The sequence below is a fragment of the Neobacillus sp. BF23-41 genome (genome assembly GCF_041106275.1).
The window spans coordinates 284,168-296,260 of the sequence record NZ_JBGBPR010000004.1; the positions used below are offsets into that span (position 1 = coordinate 284,168).

General features: G+C 39.6%; 13 protein-coding genes. 2 read left to right on the top strand and 11 right to left on the bottom strand.

Going from position 1 to position 12,093, the window contains the following annotated elements:
• Window positions 1–13: 13 nt before the first annotated feature.
• Entirely contained in the window at window positions 14–757 is a 744-nt protein-coding gene (locus tag AB7942_RS09495) for an amino acid ABC transporter ATP-binding protein (RefSeq protein ID WP_335720111.1), read from the top strand.
• 174 nt (window positions 758–931) lie between these two features.
• Here the strand turns inward: AB7942_RS09495 and cydS are convergent, their stop codons facing one another.
• The 11 genes from cydS to AB7942_RS09545 all read right to left on the bottom strand — a co-directional run bounded on the left by cydS (window position 932) and on the right by AB7942_RS09545 (window position 10,979).
• On the bottom strand, window positions 932–1,033 hold the full coding sequence (cydS, locus tag AB7942_RS30540) for a cytochrome bd oxidase small subunit CydS family protein (protein WP_373408512.1): 102 nt from the start codon (window positions 1,031–1,033) through the stop codon (window positions 932–934).
• Window positions 1,034–1,044: 11 nt separating this feature from the next.
• Complete coding sequence (locus AB7942_RS09500; RefSeq protein ID WP_369446633.1) at window positions 1,045–2,073, bottom strand: cytochrome d ubiquinol oxidase subunit II; 1,029 nt, start codon at window positions 2,071–2,073, stop codon at window positions 1,045–1,047.
• Window positions 2,070–3,416, bottom strand: a complete 1,347-nt coding sequence (locus tag AB7942_RS09505) for a cytochrome ubiquinol oxidase subunit I (protein WP_369446634.1) — start codon at window positions 3,414–3,416, stop codon at window positions 2,070–2,072. Before AB7942_RS09505 ends, AB7942_RS09500 begins: the two co-directional genes overlap by 4 nt.
• 247 nt (window positions 3,417–3,663) lie before the next feature.
• A complete protein-coding gene (locus tag AB7942_RS09510) occupies window positions 3,664–4,494 on the bottom strand; it encodes a cytochrome c oxidase assembly protein (protein ID WP_369446635.1) in 831 nt (276 codons plus the stop codon).
• Between the two features lie 189 nt (window positions 4,495–4,683).
• Window positions 4,684–5,286 (bottom strand): undecaprenyl-diphosphatase, encoded by a 603-nt coding sequence (locus tag AB7942_RS09515; RefSeq protein WP_369446636.1) that lies wholly within the window; start codon window positions 5,284–5,286, stop codon window positions 4,684–4,686.
• 36 nt (window positions 5,287–5,322) lie between these two features.
• Window positions 5,323–6,489, bottom strand: a complete 1,167-nt coding sequence (locus tag AB7942_RS09520) for an MGDG synthase family glycosyltransferase (protein WP_369446637.1) — start codon at window positions 6,487–6,489, stop codon at window positions 5,323–5,325.
• Between the two features lie 193 nt (window positions 6,490–6,682).
• The gene (locus tag AB7942_RS09525; RefSeq protein WP_088089594.1) at window positions 6,683–7,282 is read right to left on the bottom strand and encodes a DedA family protein; all 600 of its coding nucleotides are present in this window, start codon (window positions 7,280–7,282) and stop codon (window positions 6,683–6,685) included.
• A gap of 8 nt (window positions 7,283–7,290) precedes the next feature.
• Window positions 7,291–7,995, bottom strand: a complete 705-nt coding sequence (locus tag AB7942_RS09530; RefSeq protein WP_369446638.1) for a polysaccharide deacetylase family protein — start codon at window positions 7,993–7,995, stop codon at window positions 7,291–7,293.
• Entirely contained in the window at window positions 7,992–9,380 is a 1,389-nt protein-coding gene (locus AB7942_RS09535) for a sensor histidine kinase (RefSeq protein WP_088089595.1), read from the bottom strand. Before AB7942_RS09535 ends, AB7942_RS09530 begins: the two co-directional genes overlap by 4 nt.
• Before the next feature lie 3 nt (window positions 9,381–9,383).
• Window positions 9,384–10,082, bottom strand: coding sequence for a response regulator transcription factor (locus AB7942_RS09540; RefSeq protein ID WP_369446639.1), 699 nt, complete (start codon window positions 10,080–10,082; stop codon window positions 9,384–9,386).
• Between the two features lie 303 nt (window positions 10,083–10,385).
• Entirely contained in the window at window positions 10,386–10,979 is a 594-nt protein-coding gene (locus AB7942_RS09545) for a putative ABC transporter permease (protein WP_369446640.1), read from the bottom strand.
• Between the two features lie 438 nt (window positions 10,980–11,417).
• On the opposite strand from AB7942_RS09545, the gene AB7942_RS09550 reads away from it, so the two are divergent.
• A complete protein-coding gene (locus AB7942_RS09550; protein WP_369446641.1) occupies window positions 11,418–12,026 on the top strand; it encodes a TetR/AcrR family transcriptional regulator in 609 nt (202 codons plus the stop codon).
• Window positions 12,027–12,093 lie beyond the last annotated feature (67 nt).

Here is a 12,093-nt window from a genome sequence, read left to right on the forward strand (position 1 = left end):
AGGAGTGGTAACTATGCCTATCATGGAAATAGCTAACCTCAAAAAATCGTATGGGAATTTGGATGTCCTAAAACAGATTAGCTTTGATGTAAATAAAAATGATGTGGTAGCCGTCATTGGTCCCTCCGGTTCCGGGAAAAGTACGATGCTCCGCAGTTTGGTCCATCTTGAAAAAATAGACGGTGGCACGATTTGTGTCTCCGGTAAGCATTTAGTAAAGGACGGCGTCTATGCAAAACCCCTGGAGATTAAAGAGATCAATGCAAAAATGGGGATGGTCTTTCAGCATTTTAACCTCTTTCCGCATCTTACGGTGAAAGAAAATTTGGAACTTGCTCCAAAAATGCTGAAGAAGGAAGCGCCCGCTAAAATTCAGCAACGAAGTAGTGAACTACTCGAGAAAATCGGGCTTACTGACCGGGCATCAGCCTATCCAGCCAATCTCTCAGGCGGGCAAAAACAACGAGTCGCCATTGCCAGAGCGCTCATGTTAAACCCAGAAATTCTGCTTTTTGATGAGCCTACTTCTGCATTGGACCCCGAATTAACTGGTGAGGTATTACAAGTGATGAAGGATCTGGCCGAAGAACACATGACGATGATTGTTGTGACACATGAGATGGGCTTCGCCAAGGAAGTAGCAAACCGGGTTATTTTTATGGACAATGGGGAGATTGTGGAATCTGGTTCGCCCGCCGAGTTGTTTACAAACCCTAAGAATGAACGAACGAAGGCTTTCTTGAAGCGTAGCTTATAAGCGTATGATTGGATAATAAATGCAGGTTTCGGAGTTCATCGAAGCTTCATGAAGCCAATCTTCACTTTTCCATGCTGAGTTTTGTCCTCATGAACACTCCATGAGGACAGTTTTTACTTTTTCATCCTTAGTATTGTCCTCATGAACACTCCATACCGATTTTGCAGTCAGTTGTTATTTATCCACAGAATCATCTTTCGGAGCTATCCAGAACGCTACTACAATCGTCACAATCATCACAAGAAACGGGGCATAAAAAAGTAAGAAATCATCCACGTTCATTCCCCCTAAGCATGTTCATCATTTCGATTCCCTTGGACATATTCCTTGTTAAACAGAAACAATTTTAGCAGTAGATACAGCGATGGCAGGAGTAATCCCAACCCTGCAATGAAGGCAACAATCAGGGCAATCGCCATCGATTGATTCGTAAAACTATCATATAAGGTGAGATAAGGATACAACAAATAGGGATAATGGGAAGCACCATAGGCCAAAAAGGCAAGCGCAAATTGCCCGACTAATAACCAGAATGCAAGACCGTAAGAACGCCGCTTCCAGATCAAATAAACGGTTCCAACAAAGAAAACGACGGACAATCCGAACAACCACCAAAGGTCGAGTAAGCGTTGATAATGTTCCGGATTGTGCGTCCTCATTTCTATGATAATACCCGCAGCCGTGATAATGGCAGGTCCTGCCCAACTAAGCGCATATTTACGTAGAAGGTTCGTTGCCGCTTCATCCTTTGCATGATGGGCATACCATGTCAAGAAAACAGCGGAGATATATAATACTGCTGTCAGACTAAGGACCACAATACTCCACGATAAAGGACTGGTAAACAAAGCCCAATAATCAAGCACAGGCGCAGAACTTTCCATTGACACAAAGCCGCCTTCTGAAATCGTCAAGACACTCGACAGCGACGCTGGAATAAATAATCCCGTCAACCCATACAAGATAGTATAGCGTTTATGCTTGAGTCCCCCGTAGGTTGTAAAGGCATAATAAGCTCCCCGAATCGCTAGCAAAATAATCGCAATGCTTGCCGGCACAAGTAAAGTTGTGCCGAAGTAATAAGCCGTTTTTGGAAAAAAACCAACCATCCCGACGAAGAAAAATACTAAAAAGACATTGGTGACTTCCCAAACTGGCGATAAATAGCGTTGAATAATCTTCGTCAAAATATGCTGTTTCCCGGTTAATGTACTAAACGCGTTAAAAAATCCTGCCCCAAAATCAATGGACGCAATGATAATATATCCAAAGAGAAACACCCCCAATGCGCTTATTCCGACGATTTCCAGTGTCATAGCACATCACCCGCTTTCTCGGAAGCTCTATCGGCCAATTCCTGTTCCACTGTGTTCTTCCGGAACATTCGCCAGAGTACAACTGCACTGCCAACCCCGAGGACAAGATAAAGCCCCGCAAATAAAACCAACATGATATCCACTTGACCGCTTGTCGTCGCTGCATCTTTAGTTCGTAAAATTCCACGCAGAACCCATGGCTGACGGCCGACCTCGTCCAACCACCACCCCGCCTCAATCGCAAGAATGGAGAGAGGGCCGCCGAGCACAAGCAGCCAACGAAACCATTTGGATAAAACGAAACGCCAGTGGCGCCAGGTACCTATTACAAATACCAAGGACAAAACGGTCATCCACATCCCAATCGTCACCATCGTATCGAATAAATAGTGGATATACAGGGGCGGCACTTCATCCTTCGGAAACTGATCAAGTCCAATCACTTCTGCATTAGGAACTTCATGAGCCAGAATGCTGAGTGCAAAGGGAATTTTCAGTGCATATTTTACTTCGCCATTATCAAGGACACCGTATAAGACAAGCGGTACACCTTTCCCTGTTTCAAAGTGCCACTCAGCAGCAGCTAATTTTTCTGGCTGATATTCGGCCAAATACTTTCCGGAGAAATCTCCTAAAAGAGCGGTTGCTACGGAAAAGACGAATCCAAGTTTCATTGTTAAAAACAAAGCTTTTTTATGATACGCATGGTTTGACCCCTTAAGTAAACGAAAGGCACCAATCGCAGCCAGGACAAACGCTGACGTCATATAGGCGGTGACAACCACATGGGCTACTTTTGTCGGCATCGCCGGATTAAACATGGCTACAATTGGACTGACATTCACTAATTGGCCATTAACGACATCAAAGCCCTGGGGTGCATTCATAAATGCATTGACAATGGTAATAAAAACGGCTGAAAAAGAGGCTCCCAACGCAACTGGAATCAGCAGGAGCAGATGTTTTTTCTGGTCCTTAAACCGATCCCAAGTATATATGTAAATACCTAAAAAAATCGCTTCAAAGAAAAACGCAAATGTCTCCATAAATAACGGCAGGGCAATCACATTTCCCGCTAACTGCATAAAATTGGGCCATAGGAGTGAGAGTTGTAACCCTATCGCGGTCCCGGTCACAACTCCAACTGCCACGGTAATCACAAATCCCCTTGTCCACCTTCGAGCTAATAAAATATAGTGTTCATCCTGTTTCTTTATCCCAACCCATTGAGCAATCATAATCATTAGTGGAATCCCAACACCAATGGTTGCGTAAATGATGTGAAAAGACAAGGTCAATTCTGTTAGGACACGACTAAAAAATACTGCTTCCTCATTACCCATTTAACTCCCCCCTTTCTTATCCTGAAAAAAGCCGTCCAATGATTGACAGTCCCATTATGGATGCAACAATAAAAGCCAGCCAAATGAGCTTTCGCTCTTGTTTTTTGTAAATAAAAATCCCACCTAACTTTTGGCTAATTTAATTAATTAAGCACACTTCTTACATACCATTCCCAAAATTATGGCGGAATATATTTAACGGCACTGGAAAGTATCCGCACACAGAAAAAATAGTGAGAAGTGGTGGTCAGTCAACAATCCCCACCACATTCCCACTATTCATTTTTTTACCAAGACGAACGGTCAAGGTTAATCCAAATTTATGCATTCCCAACATTAGGATTCCCGCAAACAATTGATCAAGTCTTGTATTAAATGGTGATGACAATATATTGAGAGAACTTAATTGGGAAGGTGAGATACAAAGGTTTGCGGTTAGTTGTGTAAGAAGAGGATTATTCATTCCGCCAATAAAGGCAGTTAATATGAAAAGCAAACAGGCAGGCATTAATACAAGCCCGCTCAAAAATAGATAACGTTTATTCTGCCCTTTTGAACCATCCTTCTTCGAGTCAGGAGATGCTATTGGCCCCCACATCCTAAAGGATAGGACAAACAGCACAAATAGGTACCCATTATGGACAAACGAATTTTGAGAGAGAGTCGTTAAAACTACTGGGAAATGGTACATCAAGAACATTGCTCCAAAAGCATAAAGTGCAGCAATTGGCGGTAAGAAAAACTTGCTTACTCTTACAGAGAGGGAGAGATGACGAATTTGCTGTAGAAATGCATCTGGAATTCCTAATAAAAATAGAGGTGGGATGATAAAGTATAAAATGCTCATTTGCAGCATGTGCAAACTATACGACAAGTGACTTATGGTTTCAAATGGACTGCCAAAGGTTCCGTACATAATGATTAAACTGAGGAAAAAAAGCAGGGGTTGTTTTTGATGAAGCTTTATTTTTGTAAATGAAAGTACTAAGACTACATATACAACCGCTATACAAATGAGGCAAGCTAGTAATGGGGTATTCCACAACGATTGACCTTCCAACCACATCGCATAAAACATGAAATCCTCCTTCCTACTCTGGGGATATTTACTTTTTAAGCGAGCAATTAACTTTAGATTTTATGACAGTTTAGCTGATTTATGACAAAAAAGAAGAACCTTAGTGGCTCTTCCTTTTCAATATTCAGTTTTACTTTCAAAGCAAAGTCCCTCTCTAACGCATATATAGCCGCTGCCTCGTTCGGCTTCCTATCTTTTTCTGACTAGATTGGTCTTTTTTAATAGATTACTCTCAATTTTCTCATAGTACTCAATTAACCAAAGGATTACTTTGTTTATTTCCTCGAATCGAACTAGTAAGAAATGGATGGCAAAAGCTACACTTGTCCCTATGAGCATTCCTGCTACCACATCTAAAGGATAATGTACTCCTGTCCAAACACGGGACAGAGCAATGCTTGCAGCCAATACCAACCACATCCAGCCGTCACGTTTTTTCCAAATCCAAATGGCCGTCGCAATCACGAATGCGGCAGTCGCGTGGTCACTTGGAAACGAGGCATTTTTCACATGAGGGATTAACCAGTTTACATGATGGGTGACAAAAGGACGATTCCGGTAAAAAAAGTGACCTATTTCTCCATTTATACTTAGCGCCACGCACGCGGCCAGGATTGCTTCAATAACCATTTTTCGGTTTTGTGATTTATGATAAAACCAATAAAAAATGATTCCCGCAAAAAATAAATACTCTGCTTTTTCTGCTAAAAATATCATTAATGGGTTTAAAAATCGCTCACTTATTGCAAGGTGATTGATTATTTGAAAGATACCATAGTCTATGTGAGACATCTTAACTAACCTCCAGATTCATGTGTTTCAACCATCTTAAATTCTCAAAGGAGAAGAAAATCTAACCAATCCCGACTGCCTGCTGCTCGTCTTTTGGTCAAGGAGTGTTTCTATCAACTCCACGATATTTTCCGGCTTCTCTAACTCAATTTCCTGCTGGTAAGCATCAATAGCATCCTCCCAGCCTTTCATTTTTTTCTGGTTCGTTAAAACACTAACCAGCTGTTTTTCCAATGGAGTGCTCTGGTCGAGCTCAAATACTAGCTCTTTCCGTTTTAAATATTGGAGATTTATTTTCTCCTGCCCTGGAAGTGCAGAATGAACAAAGATTGGAAGTCTTTTTCGGATTGCTTCACTTATAGTGACTCCACCCGGTTTTGAGATAATCGCATCCACTTCTTCATAAAGTAAATTCATTTCTGATCTTGAAGAAAGATAGGCTAATGGTTTGATATGATCTAAATCCCACGAAAGAATTTCTTCATAAAGCTTCTTGTTATTACCACACAATACTAAGAAGTCTAAGTTTGAGGAGAGCTTTAACTCTTCCGCTAGTTTCAAAATCCCGCCCAAACCGCTATTTCCTCCAGATAATAAGATTTTGGGACGCTCATTATCTTGTTTTCGATGAAGGGTTTTTGTAATTCCTTCATGAACAGGAATACCAGTGACCATCATCTGTTGGTTCGTGGCTTGATCTTTTCTGCCGAGTTTTCGTTTGATCTCTTGGCTAGGGAGAAAATGGAGATCAATCCCCTCTCTTCCCCAAACACTATTAATAAAGAAATCTGTGTAAACGTTAATAATCGGTATGTCGCATTTTCCCTTCATTTTTAACTTACTAAGAAGATAAGAAGGGAACCCATGTGTACAAACAAGTAAATCTGGTTTTTCCTCCGCTAACAATTGCTCCATTTTCTTCAAAAAGAGCGGTTGATACCATTTAAAGGAATGTTTTTTAGTTGGTGATACGTAAAAAAAGCTTTTATAGGCAAGATTATAAGTTTCTGGCGCATAGCGAATCCAATTGAGATAGCCATTTGTTATCACTTTTTCTAACGATTTATTTGTATAACTTAACAAGTCGATTTTTTTAAATGTAAGATCATCTGTATGATTTTTTAACAGATCCATTAATGCCTCAGCGACTTGATGATGTCCCGATTGCATTTGTAAGAGTGGTAAAAACAAAATCTTCTTCACTTATTCCATCTCCTGTTCTACTAGAAATCGAACTTTGAAAATGATGAATTCTAAATTACCCTTTCAATGTATCACTCATTTCTTGAAAAACTCGTTTTTTAATGGATTTTTAATCTTAACTTTAGCCTTTTTTTAGCTGGGTCTAAAAACAAAAACCTGAAAAGATGCCTTTTCAGGTTTTGTATTATTTCTCCTATTCAGCTGATGCTGTTTTTTTCCTTTTTATATACTTACGTATGACAAATAGCAGAAAAAGAATGAAAAATACCATTCCTAAATATGGAATATAGTCTGGATTTATATGAAATACCTTTCCTGCATAATAGCCTCCCACAATAAAAGGGATGGTCCAGAGAAGAGTGCCTAGCAGGGAAAAAAGGAAAAACCTCCGAAATGGAATGTTTGTAATCCCAGCAAAATACGGACTTATCTGCCTAATACCTGGCAGATAAAAACCGATAACGATTGTTTTACGTACATTTTTGGTATATATACGACTTACTTTTTCCCAACGGTCATCGCTAATCCCGACATACTTTCCGAATTTTTTTATAAAAGGGGACCCTGCATATTTTCCAATCGAATAGGCTGTTTGCATTCCTATAAACGCTCCGAGAATGGAACTTAATATGGCTAGCCCTATTGAGAGCTTATGATGATAACTCAGCACGCCGATTAAAAAGAGCAGCGATTCTTCAGGAGCAGGAATACCCACAATACCAAAGAATAAAAAGAGAAAAATGACTAGGTAACCATATATATTAATATAATTAATAATTGTCTCTACATTCATAGCAGCCTCTAAAAGTTCACTTCTTTTAATGTGATAAATTTTGTACCCCTATTCACATTTTCCTGTAAATAGATTTCTAAGCACTTTAGCATATAACGGGGCGCTAGCCTATCGGCACCCAAGGTTTCCCCACAATCATGAAGCAACAATACAGAGCCTGCTTCTGTCGTTTGGAGCAACTCTTCAAGCAGGCCGTTTTTACCCTTCGCTACCTTCCAATCACCGAAGATATGCGACCACATAATCACCTTATAACGCTTGCTCAAATATAGGCTGGCACTATTAAAGCTCCCCCATGGCGGCCGGTAAAAGGATACCTTTTCATTGGTGCATTCTTTGATTGCCTGTTCTGTCATTTGCAGTTGTTTTTTTAAGCGAAGGGGGGAAAGAATCCAACTTGAAATATGGTCATAATGATGAATTCCAATCGTATGTCCCTCCTGACTCATCCGTTTAATAATGGCAGGATAGGCTTTCACTTTACTGCCGACCACAAAAAAGGATGCCTTTACACCGTACTTTTTCAAAAGGTCAAGTAATTGTGGTGTGTATTCAGGATTGGGACCATCATCAAACGTTAATGCAATAGCCGGTGCATGGATTGTTTTGATGATTCCCTGCCCGCTCCTACGAATGAGGATGGTGGGCAATATGGCATAGATAAGAAAAAAAATGAATAATAGAATAACACTTACTATCAATATTTTAATCACTCGAAAAACATTTCCTTTCCAACTTTCCGTTTGGGTAAGAACAACTCTACCTCTGTTCCCACTCCCTCCGTACTTTTTACGATAATTTCTCCTTGATGCTGCTTCATAATATTTTTTGCAATCGACAAGCCTAACCCTGTCCCGCCTGTCTCCCTGCTTCGTGCCTTGTCCACCCGGTAAAACCGTTCAAAGACATTCTCTATTTCACACTCTGGGATGCCAATTCCGTAATCTTTTACGGTAATAATCGTCAATTGTTCTTTATCCTGTAAGTACACATCTATTTTATCTGTACTATATTTAATTGCGTTATCGATTAAGATTATCATTGCCTGCTTTAGCTTGACTTCATCCGCGATAACCTTAATGGCTGGTTCATGGTAATGGAGGTTAATTTCCCTTTTATAGGCACTTTTAAGCTGCTTGAAGATATCTTCGCACAAGGAAACTAAATTGATTACTTTTGGTTCTAAAAGATTACCTGATTCTGTATCGGCTAAATCCAGAAACCTTTCTGTCATTTTTTGAATTCTTGTTGCTTCTGAATGAATCGATTCAATCGCATCATGGGCAACCTCTTCATTTTTTAACCCCCGTCTTAGCAGTAGGTCTGCATAACTTTTGATCACAGTAAGCGGGGTTTTTAATTCATGTGAAGCATCAGAAATAAATTGCCGCTGTTTTTCGAGATTTGCCTCTAATCTGCCAATCATCCGATTAAACGTAACGGCCAATTTTTGCAATTCATCCTTTGTCTCATGTTGGATGATAATCTTTTTCGGGATCCCACTTTTTTCAATATCCTCCATGGTGTTAATCATATTGGAGATAGGTTTCATAATCAGATTGGACAACCATCTACCACCGAGCAGTGATAATACCGCACCTAAAATGGTACAAAAGGCAAGAATGGAGAGTAATAAGTCTTTTCCTGTTTCCAATCCTACTAATTTCTCCCCAAACTCTAGTGTTCCTACTACATGGCCATTTGATTGGATTGGCACCCTGACAATGGCAATTTGTTCTTCCTGATGATTAAGTCTAATGGTCCGCCTTTGCGTCCCTTTTTCAGTAGTGAATTGCGGTTTTATTTTAGCAGCTAATTTCGGATCATTCGTTACTTGATTAACTATTTTCGAATCTGGCTGAACGATCCTTATAAAAGACTGGTTCGTTAGGTATGGGGTTAATTTTTCTTTAATAACCGCTAGAGAATCTTCCTTGTTGATTTCGTTTATCAAATAATCAGCCTTTTGAAGTAGTTCACCATCTTCCATATTGACAGTAATCTTCATAAATGAAAAAAAGACAACCGCATTCACAGCAAGTAACATACATAAAATCCAAGCCGTAGTAATAAGATTGATTTTTGTGGTAATCTTCATTTGTTAATTCTCCCTTACGGTATAACCAATGCCCCTTACCGTCTGAATAATCGTTGGGTCAGAAAAACCTTCTTCAATTTTCTTTCGTAAATGTCTGATAAACACATCAATGACATTGGTTTCCCCTTCATATTCATAGCCCCAAACATGAAGGAGGATGCTCTCCCTCGTGACAATTCGATTTTTATTGGATAGCAAATAAACCAGTAAGTCGAATTCCTTGGGAGTTAACGTGATGGAAGTCTCTCCCCTGGTGACCTCTCTTGTATCCAGATTAACAGTTAAATCCCCTATTTCTAATAAGGAGTCATTCGATTGTGAAGCCATGACTGCAATGGTACTTTGCCGGAGACAAGAGCGAATTCTTGCTAATAATTCCTCAATTTCAAATGGCTTGGTGATATAATCATTCGCCCCTTGATCGAGTCCTGCTACCTTGTCCATGGTCATATTACGGGCTGTTAATAAAATAACAGGGATAAGGTTATTCTCTTTTCGTATTTTTCTTAAAACCTCAATGCCATTCATTTCAGGCAGCATAACATCCAATAAAATTAAATCCAATTTTTCATGTAGGGCTGCCTGCAATCCCGATTTCCCATCATAAGCAACATTTACTTCATATCCCTCATACTCCAGTTCGATCTTTAATATCTTGGCGATTTGTTTTTCATCTTCTACAACCAAAATCCGCTGTTTCATCGTCAGCCCTCCTTTTTATTGCCTTAACATAGGTCGCAAATCTACGTGTTTATAAAACCCATCTTATTTTTCTAGGAATGATCTACTTCAATTTAGCATGATTTCTGCTTAGTTTTCTTTTTTTCATTGAATTTTAATCTTTTATTCAGATCACACCTGCCACAATCATTCGTCGATTCTATTAAAACATCAAATCTTTGCCCAAATTCATCATCCATGGCCATGTATGAAGATTGACGTATTAAAGCAAAAAAACTCCTTTTTATATGTTACGGAAGGAGTTTTTCATATGGTGTCAGGCACCTATTGAATTTGATTGTTTGGTTCTTCTGTAATAAGGTCCTGAAGAGAGTGTTTCCGGATAGCTAATACGAGGTCAGCTAGGAAATACAAGCCTACTGCTGACCAGACCCATGCCCAATATGGTTCAATCGCTCCGTACTTCGATGATATTGCAGGATGTACCCATTTAATACAAATAAGCGATAACAGAATCCAGCATAAAGAGAAGGGGACACAAATATGGCCATGAAGCTGCAAGGGTGCATCAGAGTAATCCCACCATTTTTGGTTAAAAAGTTTCTGCAGCAATGCTCCTGTCGCATATTCCACTAAGGTTGGAATCATGAAGCAAAGGAAAATAACGACTAACCAATTGGTTTCTGGTGAAATTAGATAGACCAAGAGCACAGGGGTAAAGCCGTACATCGGCTTAAATGGCCCAAAAAGAAAATTCGGCTTAAAAAACTCCCGTTTCGTGAAGAAGTTATAACTGTTTTCGAGCAGCCAACCTAACCATGAGTAGACTGTAAAATAAAAAACGATTGTTGCTGCTCCTTCAAGATTAAAAATATCCGGATTTTGAAACTCAATACCATTCAACAAGTTAATGATCATGGCTAAACCACCTTTCATGGATAAGAATTTCCCACTTTAGGTTTAACAGCCATGCATCCAAATATACAAAAAAATTCCTACTTAATTACAATCAGCTTTTCGTTTTAAGGCAGACTCTCGGACTGAGGATTCCGCCAACTTGGGCCGGGATACCGCCAACTATTGGATTGATTCCGCCAAACTGTGAGTTTTTCCGCCAAACCCCGCACTAATTCCGCCGAATCTCCTCGGGATTTCGCCAAACCCCTTTTTGTTACCATTTTTATTGGTTCTCGTTTCCATATATCCGTTCTATTTGGCACTTTTTACGCCAAATCATTTCATGAATGTCCCCACTGTTTACCGATGAATTTAATTAGACACATTGTTGATTATTATTCACGATGTATATTATAATTCGTTAAACAATATACAGTTATACAAAGGGAGGGATTTTACATGTTGGAAAAATCAACAGATAGGCGGATCGTACGGACGAAGCGGTTAATTCGTGATGCTCTAACAGAGCTAATGGAGGAAAAAGGCTTTGAAGGAATTACGGTTCGTGATTTAACGAAAAAAGCTGATATTAATCGGGGTACCTTCTATCTCCACTATCGTGATAAATATGATTTGTTGGAGCAGAGTGAGGCTGAGATATTAAATGAAATTGAAAAAATGACCCTAGTGATAAATCCAAATGATTTCTTGAATTTTAATAGTGAAAATGATCCATTTCCCTTCATCATTAACCTATTTGAATTTTTCCATGAGAATTCAAGTTTTATGAAAGTGATTTTGGGTCCCAAAGGTGACGCATCCTTCCAAGGAAAATTACGAGATATCATTAAAAAGACCTTTTTCCAACATGTTACGTCAAAGATAAAAGGGGAAGAAATGCTTGTCCCAGTGGAATATCTATTTTCCTATGTCAGCTCTGCCCACCTCGGTGTGATTCAGTACTGGCTAGAAAGCGGGATGGAAAAACCGCCGCGGGAAATGGCGATGATCTTATCGCGGATCACATTATTAGGCCCTAGGCATGTTACCGGGTTGATAAAAAATTAGGCTGCCTTTTTTCGGAAGTAAATGAACACTTTGTTAACTAGTGGACTATAATCAACATATTGTTGTT